This window comes from Amycolatopsis sp. NPDC051758 (assembly GCF_044453095.1).
Taxonomy (GTDB): domain Bacteria; phylum Actinomycetota; class Actinomycetes; order Mycobacteriales; family Pseudonocardiaceae; genus Amycolatopsis.
This window is the reverse complement of record NZ_JBITCJ010000012.1, coordinates 82977-99465: the sequence shown is the minus strand read 5'-3', so window position 1 is coordinate 99465 and position 16489 is coordinate 82977. Positions and strand designations below refer to the sequence as shown.

The following is a 16489-nucleotide window of genomic DNA, read 5'->3' as shown; positions in this document are numbered from 1 at the left end:
GTCGCCGGGCGTGGCCGCCGACCTAGGGTCCGAACCATCATCCACAAGGGAAGGTGTAGATCGTGCGGGTTCTGTGCACTGTGACCGGCTCGCCCTCGCACGCCAGGGCGATACTCCCGATCGCCAGGGGCCTGGCGGAGGCGGGGCACGAGATCCTCGTCGCCACCTCGGAGTACCTGGTGCCGACCTACGACGGTGAGCCGGTGAACGTCCAGGTCACCATGCCGGACCTCGGCGAGGTCATCTTGAACATCCGCGAGTACTCCGCCATCCACAACGGCGGGGTGCCGGACGAGCGGCTGGACATGATCTCGTTCGCCGGTGAGAAGCACGTCACCACCGCCTACGAGAAGACTTTCCCGCTCGCCAAGGACTTCGCGCCGGACCTGGTCCTGCGGGACGGCTCCGAGCTGTCGGGCTGCCTGATCGCCGAGGCGCTGGACGTGCCGCTGCTGTCCGTGCCGTCCGGCGCGGGCAACTCCCTCGACCCGGACGGCCTGCTGCCGCTGCTCAACGAGCGCCGCGCCGAGGTCGGCTTGCCGGAGAGCACCGACCGCAACGCGATCTACCGCAACGGCCGCATCGACTGCATGCCGCACCGCTACTCCTTCGCCAACTACTCGCCGCCGCAGGCGTTCGCCTACCGGCAGCCGCTGGACGTCAAGCGCAACCTGCGCCTGCCCGCGGAGGTCGCGGCCCTGTCCGGGGACAAGCCCCTCGTGATCGCGTCGATCGGCACCACCCTCGGGATGGTCAAGACGATCCGCGAACAGGGCGTGGCGGCCGACGAGCACTCACCGGAGGCGGCGACGCCGCTCGCCGCGATCGTCAGCGGACTGTCCGAAGTGGACTGCCACGCGGTGGTCGCGACCGGGGGCTACCCGGTCGAGGTCCCGGTGGGTGACAACGTGCACCTCTACGACTGGATCCCGCAGCCGCTGCTGCTGCAGTGCGCGCAGGTGTTCCTGACCCACTGCGGGTACAACAGCACCCGCGAGGCGGTCGGCGCCGGCGTTCCGATGGCCGGGCTGCCGCTGATGGGCGACCAGGAGTACCACGCCACCCGCGCCGAGGAGATGGGGCTGGGCAAGAAGGTCCCGGAGGAGAGCGGCGCCGCGATCGCGGAGACCGTGACGGCGCTGCTCGGTGACGGCGACGTGCGGGCCGAGATGCGCCGCGCACACCGCGAGATGCTCGCCCTGCCCGGGGTCGACGGTGTGGTCGAGCACCTCGAGAACCTGGTGGCGCGGAAGTCATGAGCACCGAGTTCGCCATCGAGGCGGCGGGGCTGACCAAGACGTTCGGGAAGGCCCGCGCGGTGGACGGCGTGGACCTGGTGGTCCGCACCGGCGGCGTCTACGCGATCCTCGGCCCGAACGGCGCCGGGAAGACGACCACGGTGCGGATGCTGTCCACCCTGCTGCCCCCGGACGGCGGCACCGCGCGGGTGCTCGGCCACGACGTGGTGACCGAAGCCGACCAGGTGCGCGGGCGGATCAGCCTCACCGGGCAGTTCGCCTCGCTGGACCAGGACCTGACCGGCCGCGAAAACCTGGTGCTGCTCGGCCGGCTCTTCGGGTTCCGCGGCCGGGAAGCCCGGGAACGGGCCGACGAGCTCCTGGAAGTCTTCGAGCTCACCGAAGCCGCGTCACGCCCGGTGAAGACGTATTCGGGCGGCATGCGGCGACGCGCCGACATCGCCGCCGGGCTGGTCGTCGCGCCCGACCTGATGTTCCTCGACGAGCCGACCACCGGGCTCGACCCCCGCAGCCGCAACCAGGTCTGGAACATCGTGCGCGCGCTGGTCGCCGCCGGCACCACGGTGCTGCTCACCACGCAGTACCTCGACGAAGCCGACCAGCTCGCCGACCGGATCGCGGTCATCGACCACGGCCGGGTCATCGCGGAAGGGACGTCCGGGGAGCTGAAGGCGTCGGTCGGCTCGGCCGCGCTGCGCCTGCGGCTCACCGATCCGGCCGACCGCGAGCGGGCCCACGGGGTGCTCGCGGTCGAACTCGGCGTCGCCGTGCACGCCGGTGCGGAGCCGGGCACGCTGACGGCCCAGGTCACCGAACGGGCGGCCGACCAGGCGTCCGCCGCCCTGGCCGGGCTGTCGCGGGCGGGCATCGGCATCGCCGGCTTCGGCCTCACCCACCCGAGCCTCGACGACGTCTTCCTGACCCTGACCGGGAAGCCGGTGGCGAGCGAGGAGAAAGGCGTGCTGACGTGACGGAAGTCCAGGCCCCGCCCCGCCCGGCGGACGAACTCGCGCTGGCGCACCTGCGCGGGGTGCTCACCTCGCGCCCGCGGCCGCCGCGGCCGGGCCCGCTCACGACGTCCCTGGTGTTCGGCAAGCGGACGCTGCTCAAGCTGAAGCACCTGCCCGAGCAGCTGATCGACGTGACGGCGTTCCCGATCATGCTCACCCTGATGTTCACCTACCTGTTCGGCGGCGCGATCGCCGGCTCGACCGGGGACTACCTGCAGTACCTGCAGCCGGGCATCCTCGTGCAGACCATCGTGATGATCACGATGACCACCGGCAGCGCGCTGAACACCGACCGCGTGTCCGGTGTGTTCGACCGCTTCCGTTCGCTGTCGATCTGGCGCCCGTCCGCGCTGGTCGGCGCGCTCCTCGGCGACGGCGCGCGGTACCTGCTCGGCTGCGTGATCGTGATGACGCTGAGCCTGGTCCTCGGCTTCCGGCCGGCGGGCGGGTTCGGCGGGGTGCTCGCCGGGGTCGCGCTGGTCCTGGTGTTCTCGTTCAGCCTCGGCTGGCTGTGGACGATGCTCGGCCTGCTGCTGCGGACCCCGCAGGCGGTGACGTCGTTGAGCATGTTCGTGATGCTCCCGCTCACCTTCGCCAGCAACATCTTCGTCGACCCGAAGACGATGCCGGGCTGGCTGGAAACCGTGGTGGGCCTCAACCCGATCACCCACCTGACCACCGCGGTCCGGGCGGCGATGCAGGGCACGCTGACCTCCGGGCAGACCGGCGTGGTGCTGCTCTGGTGCGCGGGGCTGGTCGGGGTCTTCGCGCCGGTCACCATGCGCCTTTACCGAACCGGCCAAAAGTAGGCCGCCCCCCACGCGGCACGTAACCTTTGGCACGAAGTCATTCGGCCGTGGCTGTGGTCGGATCGGTAATCATCGATACTGTATCGGACCAGGCACTGAGCGTGAACTTTTGGTACCCTGAAATCGAAGATCCACAACTGGGAGGAATCGGATAATGGGCTTGTTCTCGAAGGTCGCCGGGCTGCTGGGCGGCAAGAAGGGCATCGACCGCGAGCGCCACAACCGGGACAAGGACCTGGAGAAGGAGCGCCGCCGCGACAAGAACGGCAACCGTCGCTAGTCCACTTAGGACAGCTCTCGGCTCAGGCGGTGGAGGCGCAGGGCCAGCTGGACGTCCAGCGCCCGGTCGCCGTCCTGCCAGTCGTCGCCCAGCAGCGCGGTGATCCGGTCCAGGCGCTGGTACAGCGTGTTCGGGTGGATCGTCAGCTCTTCGGCCGCCGTGGCCTTGCGGCGGCCGCACCGCAGGAACACCTCCGCGGTGCGGACCAGATCCGTGCCGCGTTCCTCGTCGTGGGCCAGCAGTGGTGTGAGGGTGCGGGTGACAAACGTGCTGGCGTCCGCGCGCCCGGCCCGGCCGAGCAGGTAGCGGTACGGGCCGAGGTCCGCGGGTGCCGCCGTGGAACCACTGCGGCCCAAGGCTTCCAGGACGCGGACGCACGCCGCCGCGTCGTCGTGGGCCTCGGCCAGGGCCGTGGCTCCCGTCGCTGGGCCACCGAGGCCCGTTGTGCCCAGTCGTAGGGCTGCGCGGGCGGTTTCTTCGTCCGCGCGCACCAGGGCGATCGCACTTCCGTCCACTGTGGCCGCCAGACCGCCGTGGCGCGCGGCGAAGTCCCGCAACCGTGGCAGGGCTTCGACATTCGGCGTCACCACGGCCAGGTGCGGGCGGCGCAGGTCCAGGCCGAGGGAACGGGCGCGGCGGGCGAACGCCGCCTCGTCGCGCACCCGGCGCGTCACCAATTGCTCAACGAGTTCTTCCGCCGTCCGGCGCTCGGCGTCCGCCACCGCACGCTCGACCGACGCCACCAAGGCCACGGTCAGCGCCGACCGTTCGAGCAGGCGGACGTCCGCGTCGTCGAGCGGTTCGGTCACAACCACTTGCAGTGCCCCGAAATACGCGTTCGCCGAGGCGACCGGCACGGTCACCGTCCGCTCGGTGACGTCGGTGCGCCGCGCGGCCGGGTCCGCGAACCACACCGACGGCGTGCCGACGAGCGCCGCCTCCACCGGTACCCCGTCCCGGGCGGCGGCGCGGACTTCGTTGTGCTCGTCGGCCACCACGACCAGACCGGGGACCAGCTCCGACAACGGGACGACGACGTCTTCGGGAGCGCCGCCGTGCAGCGCCACCTCGGACAGCTGGTCGTGCAGCCGCACGGCGCGTTCCAGCCGGTTGTTCGCCGCCGCCAGCGCGGTCACCAGCTTCGCGTTCTCGATGGCGATCGCGGCGAACGAACCGAGCGAGGTCAGCAGCGACGACTCCGCCGCGGTGAACCGGCGGACGGCGCGCTGCGACACCATCAGCACCCCGGCCACCTTGCCCCGCAACCGCAACGGCACGCCGAGGATCGTGCGCAGGCCCTCGTCCTCGGCGACGCGGTCGACCTCACCGAGGTGCGTCAGGCCGCTGTCGCCGAGGTAATCGGTGCTCTGCACGGGTTCCCCGGTGTCGGCCACGCGCCCGGCCAGCCCGCTGTGCGGCGGCAGCACCACCCCGCGCAGCCGCGGGCCCAGCGAGCCGTCGGTGACCCGGATGACGAGCGAGCCGTCCGGTTCCGCCAGCGCCAGGTAGGCGACGTCGACACCGAGGAGCCGCCGTGCGTGGTCGACGACTTCCTGCACCAGCGCGTCGAAGTCGTGGACCGCCGACAGCCGCAGCACGAGGTCGTAGAGCTCGCGCAGCCCGTGGGTGTCCATCAGCCCAGGCGGGCCGTGGTGCCTTCGGCCCAGCCGGGGTCACCCGTGGCGGCGAAGGAGTACCACGCGGTGTTGAGCTCGCGGGCCAGCTCGGCCGGCGGGTGGTCGCCGACCATGCTGCGCGCCGCGTCCAGCGAGTCGAACACGAACGGCAGCTCCATGCCGTGGCAGGCGCCGAGCACCGGTGCGCGCCACTCGAACTCGTACCGGTACGACCGGCCCTGGTGGTTCTCGACGAGTTCCTCGACCCCGTCGCGGAAGACGAGGTCCGTCATCGCTTCGACGAACACCTCGCCCGCCGGCCGGCCCTGGCCCAGGCCGTAACCGGCGAGCACGGCCGCCGCGTCCGGGTGGGACGCCGACAGCATGGCGACCGCCTGTTCGTCGGTCAGCGTGTCCACCAGCCCGGTCGGGCCGAAGTACAGGAGCATTTCTTCCCGGCAGGTGCCGGCGACGAGGTCGACGTCGGCGCTCGCGCCGTTGCGGATCGCCGTACCCGGGTGCTCCGGGAGAACGTCGTCACCGACCAGCGGGAGGAACGGGCTGAGGCCGTGGCTGCGGTCCCGGCCGTCCTCGTCCCGCAGGTCCGGGGCGCCGCCGGGCTTGAGGACGGCGTCCTGCGCGTCGAGCAGCTGCTCGGTGGTCAGCTTGCGGAAGGCCGCGGCGGTGGGTTCGACACCCAGGCCACCGGCGACGACCTCGGCCAGCCGGTCGAGCTCCGCGCGCCCGCGCACCATGTTCGCGTGTCCACTTTGGACGACCGCGCGCCGGAAGAGCCCGGCGGACAGCGGTGAGCCGAGCAGGCAGGCGACGCTGACCGCGCCGGCGGACTCGCCGAACAGCGTGACGTTGGCGGGGTCGCCGCCGAACGCCGTGATGTTGTCCTGGACCCAGCGCAACGCGGCGAGCTGGTCACGCAGGCCGAGGTTGGTCGCGCCGCCGTCGAGCGGCAGGAAGCCTTCGATGCCGAGCCGGTACTGCAGTGTCACCAGCACCGCGCCGGCGCGGGTGAAGCCGGTGCCGTCGTAGACCGGGGCGGAGCCGGTGCCGCCGATGAACGCGCCACCGTGCACGAACACCAGCACCGGGAGGCCCTTCGCCTCGGGGTCCGGCGTCCAGACGTCGACCGTCAGGTAGTCGGAGCCGGCAGGCCCGGGGCGGCCGACCAGCGGCGTGAGGTCGAGACCCGGGATCTCGCGGTGCCGCTGCGAGGCCATCGGCCCGGCTTCGCGGGCGTCGCGGACGCCGTCCCACGCCGGCGCCGGGACGGGCGGTGCGAACCGCAGCTCGCCTTCGGGCGCGGCGGCGTAGGGGATGCCGCGGAACCGGGCGCCGGTGGTGATCGGTGCGCCCTGGACGTCGCCGGAGGTGGTGCGGACGATCATGCGGGTGTCCCTTCGGGGAAGACCTTGCCGGGGTTGAGGATGTGGTGCGGGTCGAGCGCGTGCTTGACCGCGCGGTGCAGGTCGAGCACACCGGGCCCGAGCTCGCGCGCGAGGCCGGGTTGCTTGAGCAGGCCGACGCCGTGCTCGCCGGTGACGGTGCCGCCGAGGTCGAGGGCGCCGGCGATGATGTCTTCGAACGCGGCTTGAGCGTTCTTCTTGGCCGTCTCGTCGCCGGCCGGCGTGACCAGCAGCGGGTGCAGGTTGCCGTCGCCGATGTGGGCGACGTTCGCGATGAGCACGCCGTGCCGCTTGGCCGCGGCGTCGATGCGGCCGAGCATCTCGGGCACGGCCTGCGTCGGGACGCAGACGTCCTCGGTGAGCACCGGGCCGAGGCGTTCCAGCGCGGGGTAGGCGAGGCGGCGGGCGGAGAACAGCGCGTCGGCCTCGGCCTGGTCGGTCGACTGCGCGGCCCAGGTCGCGCCCGCCTGCTCGAAGCAGTCGAGGATCTCCGCGGCTTCGTGCTCGCCGAGCGCGCCGGGGGCGTCGGTGCGGGCCAGGAGGACGACGTTGGCGTCGGCGCTGAGGCCCATGTTCTTCCACTTGTCCACCGCGGCCAGGCAGTGCCGGTCGACGAGCTCGAGCGCCGAGGGCAGCACACCCCGGGCGGCGACCGCGGCGGCGGCCTCCCCGGCGGCGACGGTGGTGTCGAAGTACCCGGCGACGGTGCGTTCCGCGGCGCGGGCGGGCCGCAGCCGCACGGTGACCTCGGTGACCACGCCGAGGGTGCCCTCGGAGCCGACCATCAGCCCGGTCAGGTCGTACCCGGCAACACCCTTGGCGGTGCGGCGGCCGAGCCGGACGAGCTCCCCGGTGCCGGTGACGACCTGCAGGCCCAGGACGTAGTCGCGGGTGACGCCGTACTTGACGCAGCAGACCCCGCCGGCGTTCGTGGCGACGTTCCCGCCGATCGTCGACCACGGTGAGCTGGCCGGATCGGGCGGGTACCAGAGCCCGCGCTCGGCACAGGCGGCACGAAGGTCGTCGTTGACCACGCCGGGTTCGACCACGGCGAGCCGTTCCTGGGTGTTGATCTCCTTGACCGCGGTCAGCCGGTCGGTGGCCAGCACCACACAGCCGTCGACGGCGTTCGCGCCCCCGGACAGCCCGGTCCCGGCCCCGCGGGTGACCAGCGGCGTCCGGTGGGTGATGCAGGCGCGGACGACGGCCTGGACCTCTTCCGCGGAGTGCGGCCGGACGACCACCGCGGGCAGCGCGTAGGGCGCCCACTCGGCCTCGTCGTGCGCGAAGCTCCGCACGACGTCAGGGTCGCGGACCAGCCGGTCGGCCGGCAGGGCGGCAGCCAGGTCGTCGATCAGCATCCGCGGGAACCTCCTCGTCACCGGCCTCCCACGCTAGGGCGGTGCGCGAGGTCTGGCCATGGGGAAAGTCCCCACCGGGTGACCGGGGAGATGTGCAGATCACCCAGTGAGCGCCGGTGTGAGGTCCATGTGGACGCGGTAGTCCGACACCAGGTCGCCGTCCAGCCACATCACCGTCACGCACGGCAGGGCCAGCGACTTGCCGTCCGGGGCCGCGGTGGTGATCGTGAAGCGGCAGAACAGCTGGTCGCCCACCGCGGCGACCTGGTCGACCACGTGGTGGACCCAGGGCAGGGCGCCCGCCGCGCCGGCCGTGGCCGCGGTGATCGCGGCCCGGCCGGTCAGCGGCTCGTTGTTGCCGAACACGTACGTCGCGTCGTCGGTGAACCACGCGGCGAAGGCCGGAGCGTCCCCCGCGTCGACCGCCGCGCACATCTCACGGACCATCCGCTCGCGGTTCACTTCTGCAGGGCCAGGCCGTAGCGGGTCATCACTTCCGCCACCAGCTTCATGTCGCGCCCGGGCGGCAGCTCGGACAGCTCCCGGTAGTAGCTCTCCAGCCCCGGCGGGGAAACCACCGCGATGATGCGGGTCTCCTCGTCGAACGGGTTGCGGAACACGTGCGGCACCCCGCGCGGCATGAGCAGGGAGTCCCCCTGGCCGAGGACGTGCCGGACGCCGTCGAGCTCGACCTCCACCTGGCCCTGGACGCAGGTGAACAGCTCGTCCTCACGGCTGTGGATGTGGGTCGGCGGGCCGCCGAGGCCGGGCGGCACGACGTATTCGAACAGCGAATACGCGCCGTTGGTGTCGGCGCCGGTCAGCCGGGCGTGGATGCCCAGCCCGATCGCGCCGAGGTTGGTGCCGTCGCCGGGGTGGATGACGTGGTGGCCGGTCGCGGTGCTCATCGGGGTCCTCCTGGGGTCAGAGCCGGTTCGGGGGTGTCCGCCAGCCGGGCCAGGACGGCGGGCGTGAGCGACCGGTAGGCCGCGGGGGCCACCGGGTTCAGCCAGTGCGTGAAGCGGGTGAAGCGGCCGATCTGCACACCGAGGTCACCGAGCACCTCGTCGACGTTGTGGATCGAGAACGGGATGATCTTGGTGCCGCGGCAGTGGTGCGCGGCGGTCGCGGTGTCCAGGAAGGCGAGCTGGGCGACGACGTCGGCGCGCCGGGCCGCCTCGTCCGGCAGGGTCAGCGCACCCGCGAGGTCGGCCGCGATCCACAGCGCCGCCATCTCGGCGTTGAGCGGGCTGAAGAACGAGGAGTTGTACCCGTTGAAGTACAAGCCCGGCGCGGCCAACGGCTGGATCTGCCGGTACAGCAGGAAGTTCCCGCGTTCGTCGAACAGCTCCTTCTGCACCGGGCCGGGCAGGAACGGGACGCCCTGGGTGAAACCGGTCGCGCAGACGACCAGGTCGGCGGGCAGCACCGTGCCGTCGGCCAGTTCGGCCTTCGGTCCGTTGTCGGCGAACAGCCGCTTGATCACCTGGTCACGACGGACGCGGATCGAACCGTCGGCGACCCCTTCGAAGAACCCTTCGGTCGCCAGGCCGATCGCGTTCTTGACGATGTCCTCCATCCGGCCGCGCGGCACCAGGTCGTGGCGGGCGAGCCCGAACTGCCGCACCGACACCGTCCCGATGGAGTTCAGCATCGCGCGCCGCATCCGGTTTCCGGGGCCGTGCAAGAACTTCTCGAAGCCGCGCAGCCACCGGTAGCGGAACAGCGCCTCGCCCATCCGGGTCAGCAGCAGCATCTTGAAGTTGAGCACCCCGGCGATCTTGCGCGGGACCTTCCACAGCAGCTGCCGGGCGATGACGTCGGTGCTCTCGGCGACTTCGGAGAGCGCCACGGTGACGTCGCAGGCCGACTTGCCGTAACCGACGACGAGCACGTGCTTGCCGCGCGCTTCCTCGACGTCGTGGAAGTCCGAACCGGCCAGCAGCCGCCCGCCCGCCGCCTCGAACTCCGCCCGGCCGGGGTACTCCGGCAGCGCGGGCTCGCAGAACACGCCGTTCGCGACGACCACCCGGTCGACCACCGAGGCCCCCTGCGCCCCGGTGGTCACCACCCACCGCGCGCCTTCGGGGACCACGGACTCGACCGTGGTTCCCAGCCGCACATGCGGGGTGACGCCGTACGCGTCGGCGTAGGCCGCGAGGTACTCCTGGATCTGGGCGCCCCCGGGCCATTCCGGGAACTCCCGCGGCATCGGGAAGTCCGAGAACGAGTACTGCGCCTTGGGGCTCTGCGTGGTCAGCCCGGGGTAGCGCCGGGTCCTGCTCCACACCCCGCCGACGTCCGGCGCCTTGTCGAAGACCTCGACCTCGTGCCCGGCCTGCAGCAGCACCTTGGCCGTGGTGAGCCCGGCCAGCCCGGCCCCGATGATCGCGACGCGCATGCCTGGTCCTCCTCGTCCGGCAGCCGTGCCGGGAACCCGGCTCGGCGTGCGCCACAGCGTGGAACAGCGGCGGCCGAGGGGCCAACCGGCAGTCCTAGTCACTGGGACGGCAGCTCCGGCCGGGTGACCGCCCACCGCCGGGCGGAGTACGCGCGGCTGGCCGCGGCGGCCGCCATCCGCACCGCGGGCCCGATCCGGTCGGGCTGCACGGCGGCGCTGGGCCCGGTGACCGACAGGGCGGCCGTCACGTTGCCGGTGAAGTCGAAGATCGGGGCCGCGACGCAGCTGATGCCGGGATTGCCCTCCTCGCGGTCGTAGGCCCAGCCGCTGTCGTGGACCACGGCGAGCTCGCGCGCCAGGGCGTCGGCGCTGGTGATCGTGCGCGGCGTACGCCGGGTGAGCCCGCCGGCGACCACCGCGTCCACCGTTTCGGCGTCCGACCAGGCGAGGATCGCGCGGCCGAGGCCGGAGCAGTGCGCCGGGATGAACCCGCCGACCTGGTCGAGCATGGGCAGCTGCCGGTGCCCGCTGATCTTCTCGACCACGAGCACCCGGGTGCCTTCGAGCACACCGAGCTGCACCGTGGTCTTGGCCGCGGCGTAGAGGTCCTGCAGGTAGGGCAGCACGGCTTCACGCAGCTCGTGCCGCACCGGCACCAGGCCGGACAGCTCGAACAGGCGCCGGCCGATCCGGTACTTCTCGCCCGGCTTGTCCAGCCAGCCGAGCTCGATCATCCGGGCCGCGGTGCGGTGCACGGTCGAGCGGGGCAGCCCCGAGCGTTCGACGAGCCGGGCCAGGGTCAGCTCGCGGTGCGACGCGTCGAAGGCGTCCAGGAGCGCGGCGGCGCGTTCCAGCGCCCCGGACGCCGAGGCGTCCGAGTCCCGGGCAGTGGGACTCATCCTTGGCCGTCGGAGGTCATGGCCCGAATGTAGGTCACATCATGGAGACCAACCAGACCCGCGTCGCCCTCGTCGGTGGCGGAGCCGGTGGCATCGGCGCCGCTTGCGCGACCGCGTTGCTCGCCAGGGGACACCGCGTGGTGCTCGCCGGCCGCACGGAGGCGACGCTCGCGGAAACCGCGTCGGCACTCGGCCAGGGTGTCGACCACGTCGTCTGCGACCTCGCCATCCCGGCCGCGTCGGCCGACGCGGTGCACCGCGTGCGGGCGCGCTACGGCTCGCTCGACGTGGTGGTCGCCAACGCGGGCGGCCCTGCGCCGGGCCGGGTGTTCGACGTCCCCGCCGAGCAGTGGCACCACAACCTCGACCTGCTGGTCCTCGGCCCGCTGGCGCTCATGGGCGCCGCGCTGCCCGGGATGGCCGAACGCGGGTTCGGCCGGGTCGTCGTGATCAGCTCCACGGCGGTGCGGCAGCCGCAGCCGGGGCTCGCCGCGTCGACGGTGCTGCGGTCGGCGACCACGTCGGCGGCGAAGCTGGCCGCCCTCGAATACGCCGACCGCGGTGTCACGGTCAACTGCGTGGCCGTCGGAGCGACGCTCACCGCGCGGCGCCTGGAGATCGTGCGCAGCCGGGCCGGCGCGGCCGGGGTCGACGTCGCGACCGCGATGGCCGAGGACCTCGCCGCCATTCCCGCCGGCCGGGCCGCGGCGCCCGGGGAGGTCGCGGCCGCGGTGGCGTTCCTGGCCTCGGCCGAAGCAGGGTATGTCAACGGAACCGTGCTGACCGTCGACGGCGGCCGCACGGAATGTCCCGCCTGAGCGGAAGGTGCGAGATGACCACGACCGGACCCGGCTTCGCCATGACCGACTTCCTCGCGAGCATCGCCCACACCGTTCGCCCGGGAGGTGAACGTCCGCTGGTGGTGCACGACGACGAGCTCGAAGAGATCCCGCCGGGCACCGTCCCGAACCCGACGTCACTGCGGATCGCCGGCACGCTGCCGACCACGACGTTCGAGCTGTTCCGCCAGGTCATCCCGGCCGGGGAGAGCTCGGACATGCAGCGTCACCACCACGAGACCGTCCATTTTGTCCTCACCGGGGACGGTCGCAGCGAGATCGAAGACGAAGTGGTCAGCTGGACGACCGGCTCGTTCGTCTACACCCCGCCGTGGACCTGGCACCGCCACCACAACAACTCGGCCGAGCACCCGGTCGAGTTCCTGACCATCGAGAACTCGCGGCTGCTGGGCCTGTTCGGGCTCGGCCGCCGCCAGAGCGCGGGCCTGGCGACGCTGGCCGAGGCCCGCGCCCGCTTCGACCACCGGGAGGACCAGTGACCACAACTCCGCCGATCCCCGACCACGTCGGCATCTGGGGTGAGCTGGGCGAGCTCGAGCACACCCTGCGCTACGTCGACGTGCCGGTGGACGGCCGTCCGGTGCGGACCCGGGTGCTGCAAGCGGGCGCCGGCCCGGACCTGGTGCTGCTGCACGGCACCGGCGGGCACCTCGAGGCCTACGCCCGCGACCTGGCCGGCCTGGCCCGCGACTTCCGCGTCACGGTTTACGACATGGTCGGCCACGGCTGGTCGGACCTGCCGGACCGGCCGTACACGATCGACGTCCTCTCGGCACACCTGGTGTCCCTTTTGGACGTTCTCGGTATCGAACGCGCGCACCTCTCCGGTGAGTCGCTCGGCGGCTGGGTGGTCGCCTGGACCGCCGCGCACCACCCGGACCGCGTGGACCGGCTGGTGCTGAACACCCCGGGCAACATCGCGAACAAGCCCGAGGTGATGGCGCGGATGCGCGACAGCACGATGGCGGCGGTGCTCGACCCCAGCGACGAAACCGTGCGCCGCCGGGTGGAGTTCCTGTTCCACCACAAGGAGATGGTGACCGACGAGCTGGTGAACCTGCGCCGCCGGATCTACTCCCGGCCGGGTTTCGTCCAGGCCATCGGCAACACCCTGGTGCTGCAGGATCCCGAGGTGCGCAAGGACTTCGCGTGGGACCCGTGGTGGGTGTCGCGGGTGAAGGCGCCGACGTTGCTGCTGTGGACGAGCCACGACCCGACCGGCGGGCTCGACGAGGCGGACCTCCTGCTCGGCTGGCTGCCCGACGCACGGCTGCACGTCATCAACGACGCCGGTCACTGGCCGCAGTGGGAGAAGGTTTCCGAGTTCCTCGACGTCCACCGCACCTGGCTGCTGTCCGGAGAGGACCCGTCCTGATGGCCGAGATCGCCGGGTTCGCCGGCATGTCGCACAGCCCGTTCGCGACGCTGCTGCCCCCGCCGGCCGACGGCGGGCCGGGCGCGAAGTTCCTCGCGGACGCCGCCCGGGTCCGCCGCGCGGTCGAAGTCCTCGCGCCCGACGCGATCGTCGTGCTCGGCCCCGACCACTTCCACGGCAACTTCTACGACGTGATGCCGCCCTTCGTCCTGGGTGTCGAACACGCGGTGGGGTTCGGGGACTTCGGCAGCACCGAAGGCCCGCTGCCGGTGGCGGGCCCGCTGGCCTGGTCCGTCCACAACGGACTGACCGATGCCGGGTTCGACGTGTCGCTGTCGTATTCGCTCACGGTCGACCACGGCATCGTGCAGACCTACGAGATGATCACCGGCGGCACGTCGCTGCCGATGGTGCCGCTGGTCGTCAACACGGCCGCGCCGCCGTTGCCGACCCTGCAGCGGTGTGTCGGATTGGGACACGCGCTCGGCGCGGCCCTGCGTGCGGCGGACTTCCCCGGCCGCGTCCTGGTGGCGGCGAGCGGCGGGCTGTCACACTGGCTGCCGTCGAACGACCCCCGCGACCCGGCGGTGGCGGGGGAGCGCCGCGAATCCCTGATCCACGGCCGGGCGGACGTCCACGCCTTCGCGGCGGCCCGCGAACCCCGTGTCCGCGCGATGGGTGGCGACCCGGGAGCCCGGGTGAACACCGACTGGGACAACTGGTTCCTGACTCGCCTGGCCGAGGACGACGCCGCAGCGGTGACGCAGCTCGGGCACGAGGGCCTGGAGGAGTCCGCGGGCACCGGCGGCCACGAGGTGCGCTGCTGGCTGATCGGCCAGGTCGCGGCGGGGGCGCCGCTGGTGTGGACCAGCTACGAGCCGGTGCCCGAGTGGATCACCGGCATGGGGATCGGCACCACCTTCCCGGTGGCCTGACCGGGCGGCGCCTTCCGGGGAAGACGCCGCCTCGCCGGTCAGCAGGTGATGGTGCCCTTGCGCAGGGCGTGGCCGCCGTCGTTGCTGTCGTCGGACCAGTAGACCGGCTTGGTGCCCCCGGCGCACTCGCTCGCGGGCGCCACCGAGAAGCCCTCGTTGTTGTAGTCGCCCATGCCGCTGGGCCGGTTGTAGACGGCTGCGGTGGTGAACTTCCCGGAAGCGTCGATCTTGAACGTGCGGTGCTGGCCGTGGCAGGTGTCGTCGCAGACGGCCCACAGGCGTGATGCCTGCGGCTCCCACTGCAGCTCCATGACCCCGCTCATCCCGCCGGCGAAGGAAGCCACGCGGGTGAAGGCGCCCGAGTCCAGCAGGACGTAACCGTGGGCCATGCCGGTGCCCTCGACCCCGACGAAGAACACCCCGCCGCCGTGGGCGCCGTAGTGCGCGGGGTCGTAGGCCGCGCCGGTCGAGGCGTCGGCGAACCCGGCGCCGGTCAGGGCCGCGTCGGGAACCCAGGTGATGCCCTCGAAACCGAGGTTGGCGCCCACCGGCGGCAGGTCGGCGGTCAGGTTCCACTCGCGCGTGGCGGTCAGGGTGGAGCCGGTCCCGCTGACGTCGTAACGCAGCACGGACGTGCGGCTGCTGCCGGAACCGTTGCGCTCACTGGCGACGAACACCCCGGCCCCGGTGACGGTCACGCCCTCGCTGTCCGGATTGCCCGAGCCGCCCGGGAACCGCAGCGTCTTCCCGGCCGACCAGCCGGACGCGGTGTCCGGCTTCCAGCCGCCCGAGCCGTTGGGCAGCAGGCGCCACAGCTTCCCGGAGTTCTGCGCGGCCCACAGCACCCCGCCGTCCTGGAACAGGCCGCTGAGGTCTTCACCGAAGACGTTCGACGCGTCCGCTGTGGTCACCGCGCTGCCGCCCGGCCAGGCCGCCGTGGTGCTTCCGCAGCTGTTCGCGGCGCCCAAGGTCACCGCGGCCTTCGCGAACGAGCCCGTGCCGTCGGGGCAGCGTGACCACGACGGATCGGACTGCTTGCTCCAGCTGAAGCTGTCGACCAGCGTGTCGCCACGGAACAGCCGGGCCTCGTCGTCGTCGCCGAGGCCGAAGGCGTTGTGGACGTCGAACGCGCGGAAGGCGCCGGCCGCCAGGGTTGTCCCGGCCGGGATCTTGAACTTCGAGCTGTCCTTGTCGTCCTTGAGGACCCACCCCGAGACGTCGACGGCGGCGCTGCCCGTGTTGTAGAGCTCCACCGAGTCGTTTCCGGTGGTCACGACCTCGTTGATGCGGACGGTCTCGGCCGCCGCCTGCGCCGGGCCCGTGAGGGTGACGGCGGCCAGCACCGGTCCGGCGATCAGGCAGAGGGCACGGCGGTGTGCACGCGATGGGAGCAAGGGGTCCGTCCTCGGAGGGTCGTGGGGACACGGCCCTCCGAGGTTTCCGGCACCGGCCGAACGGCGGTACCCCCGCAGGTGGGTTTCCCCTGAACTCCGGCCGAACTCCGGTGGTTCGGCCCGGCCGCCATGCACCCAATGTGGCATTGGGTGCGTTGGACGCACCGAACGCCACATTGGGTGCATCGCCCTGCTGTCGCCGAGGACCGGGCGTCTGCCTTCGCCTGCCCCGATGCGTCCCCGGGTGATTCCCTACGGAATCCCCTGGATCGCCAGCCCGACCCCGAAACCGAGCAGCAGCACACCGGTGCTGTACTCGATCCCGGAGCGCACCTTCGGCCGCCGAAGCACGGCGCCGATCCGGTCGACCGTGAACACGTACAGGCTGAACCAGGTCAGGTACAGCGCCGCGAACACCCCGCAGTAGGTCAGCGCCTTGCCCAGCACCGGCCCGTCCGTGGGCAGGAACTGCGGCAGGAACGTCAGGAAGAACACCGCGAGCTTCGGGTTGAGCGCGTTGGTCAGGAAGCCCTTGCGCAGGCAGCGCAACGGCTTCCGGTCGGTCGGCTCACCGGTCGGCTGGCTGGTCGCCGCCTTGCGGGCGATGCGGACGGTCTGCACGCCCATCCACACCAGGTAGATCGCGCCGACGACCTTCAGCACGGTGAACGCGATCGGGGACGCCACCAGGATCGCGGTCAGCCCGAGCGACGCCGCCGCGGCGTGCACGGACAGGCCGGTGGCGCCGCCCAGCGTGGTCATGAAGCCCGACCCCTTGCCGCGGACCAGGGCCTGCCGGGTGATCAGGGCCTGGTCCGGGCCGGGAATGATGATGATGACGAGCGCGGCCGCGATGAACACCCACATGG

17 protein-coding genes are annotated in these 16489 nt (G+C 72.1%); 8 read left to right on the top strand and 9 right to left on the bottom strand.

Features of this window, described 5'->3' with window-relative positions:
• The first annotated feature begins 62 nt into the window (after positions 1–62).
• The 4 genes from ACIA5G_RS42300 (at position 63) to ACIA5G_RS42285 (ending at position 3358) form a co-directional block, all read left to right on the top strand.
• A complete protein-coding gene (locus tag ACIA5G_RS42300; protein WP_395933975.1) occupies positions 63–1259 on the top strand; it encodes a glycosyltransferase in 1197 nt (398 codons plus the stop codon).
• The gene (locus tag ACIA5G_RS42295) at positions 1256–2230 is read left to right on the top strand and encodes an ATP-binding cassette domain-containing protein (RefSeq protein ID WP_395933973.1); all 975 of its coding nucleotides are present in this window, start codon (positions 1256–1258) and stop codon (positions 2228–2230) included. The genes ACIA5G_RS42300 and ACIA5G_RS42295 overlap by 4 nt, the downstream gene beginning before the upstream one ends.
• Positions 2227–3078, top strand: coding sequence for an ABC transporter permease (locus tag ACIA5G_RS42290; RefSeq protein ID WP_395933971.1), 852 nt, complete (start codon positions 2227–2229; stop codon positions 3076–3078). Before ACIA5G_RS42295 ends, ACIA5G_RS42290 begins: the two co-directional genes overlap by 4 nt.
• A 154-nt stretch (positions 3079–3232) precedes the next feature.
• On the top strand, positions 3233–3358 hold the full coding sequence (locus tag ACIA5G_RS42285) for a hypothetical protein (RefSeq protein WP_395933970.1): 126 nt from the start codon (positions 3233–3235) through the stop codon (positions 3356–3358).
• 5 nt (positions 3359–3363) lie between these two features.
• On the opposite strand, the gene ACIA5G_RS42280 is transcribed toward ACIA5G_RS42285, so the two are convergent.
• The 7 genes from ACIA5G_RS42280 to ACIA5G_RS42250 all read right to left on the bottom strand — a co-directional run bounded on the left by ACIA5G_RS42280 (position 3364) and on the right by ACIA5G_RS42250 (position 11056).
• Positions 3364–4992, bottom strand: coding sequence for a helix-turn-helix domain-containing protein (locus ACIA5G_RS42280; RefSeq protein WP_395933968.1), 1629 nt, complete (start codon positions 4990–4992; stop codon positions 3364–3366).
• Positions 4992–6377, bottom strand: a complete 1386-nt coding sequence (locus tag ACIA5G_RS42275) for a carboxylesterase/lipase family protein (RefSeq protein ID WP_395933966.1) — start codon at positions 6375–6377, stop codon at positions 4992–4994. Before ACIA5G_RS42275 ends, ACIA5G_RS42280 begins: the two co-directional genes overlap by 1 nt.
• Positions 6374–7756: an FAD-binding oxidoreductase gene (locus ACIA5G_RS42270; RefSeq protein WP_395933964.1), complete on the bottom strand. Its 1383-nt coding sequence runs from the start codon at positions 7754–7756 to the stop codon at positions 6374–6376. The genes ACIA5G_RS42275 and ACIA5G_RS42270 overlap by 4 nt, the downstream gene beginning before the upstream one ends.
• A gap of 99 nt (positions 7757–7855) precedes the next feature.
• Entirely contained in the window at positions 7856–8218 is a 363-nt protein-coding gene (locus ACIA5G_RS42265; protein WP_395933962.1) for a nuclear transport factor 2 family protein, read from the bottom strand.
• Positions 8215–8664 (bottom strand): cupin domain-containing protein, encoded by a 450-nt coding sequence (locus tag ACIA5G_RS42260; protein ID WP_395933960.1) that lies wholly within the window; start codon positions 8662–8664, stop codon positions 8215–8217. Before ACIA5G_RS42260 ends, ACIA5G_RS42265 begins: the two co-directional genes overlap by 4 nt.
• Positions 8661–10157, bottom strand: coding sequence for a flavin-containing monooxygenase (locus ACIA5G_RS42255; protein WP_395933958.1), 1497 nt, complete (start codon positions 10155–10157; stop codon positions 8661–8663). Before ACIA5G_RS42255 ends, ACIA5G_RS42260 begins: the two co-directional genes overlap by 4 nt.
• A 98-nt stretch (positions 10158–10255) precedes the next feature.
• On the bottom strand, positions 10256–11056 hold the full coding sequence (locus ACIA5G_RS42250; RefSeq protein ID WP_395933956.1) for an IclR family transcriptional regulator: 801 nt from the start codon (positions 11054–11056) through the stop codon (positions 10256–10258).
• Between the two features lie 41 nt (positions 11057–11097).
• Between ACIA5G_RS42250 and ACIA5G_RS42245 the strand changes: the two genes are divergently transcribed.
• The 4 genes from ACIA5G_RS42245 to ACIA5G_RS42230 are packed head-to-tail and all read left to right on the top strand — an operon-like array spanning position 11098 to position 14226.
• The gene (locus ACIA5G_RS42245; protein WP_395933954.1) at positions 11098–11874 is read left to right on the top strand and encodes an SDR family oxidoreductase; all 777 of its coding nucleotides are present in this window, start codon (positions 11098–11100) and stop codon (positions 11872–11874) included.
• Between the two features lie 14 nt (positions 11875–11888).
• Positions 11889–12395, top strand: a complete 507-nt coding sequence (locus ACIA5G_RS42240) for a cupin domain-containing protein (RefSeq protein WP_395933952.1) — start codon at positions 11889–11891, stop codon at positions 12393–12395.
• Positions 12392–13291 (top strand): alpha/beta fold hydrolase, encoded by a 900-nt coding sequence (locus ACIA5G_RS42235; RefSeq protein ID WP_395933950.1) that lies wholly within the window; start codon positions 12392–12394, stop codon positions 13289–13291. Before ACIA5G_RS42240 ends, ACIA5G_RS42235 begins: the two co-directional genes overlap by 4 nt.
• Positions 13291–14226 carry a 2,3-dihydroxyphenylpropionate 1,2-dioxygenase gene (locus ACIA5G_RS42230; RefSeq protein WP_395933948.1) on the top strand — a complete coding sequence of 312 codons (936 nt, stop codon included), beginning with the start codon at positions 13291–13293 and terminating at the stop codon, positions 14224–14226. The genes ACIA5G_RS42235 and ACIA5G_RS42230 overlap by 1 nt, the downstream gene beginning before the upstream one ends.
• Positions 14227–14264: 38 nt before the next feature.
• Here the strand turns inward: ACIA5G_RS42230 and ACIA5G_RS42225 are convergent, their stop codons facing one another.
• Both ACIA5G_RS42225 and ACIA5G_RS42220 read right to left on the bottom strand, forming a co-directional pair.
• Positions 14265–15620, bottom strand: a complete 1356-nt coding sequence (locus ACIA5G_RS42225) for a lamin tail domain-containing protein (protein WP_395933946.1) — start codon at positions 15618–15620, stop codon at positions 14265–14267.
• A 252-nt stretch (positions 15621–15872) separates the two neighbouring features.
• Positions 15873–16487: a LysE family translocator gene (locus ACIA5G_RS42220; protein WP_395933944.1), complete on the bottom strand. Its 615-nt coding sequence runs from the start codon at positions 16485–16487 to the stop codon at positions 15873–15875.
• Between the last annotated feature and the right edge of the window lie 2 nt (positions 16488–16489).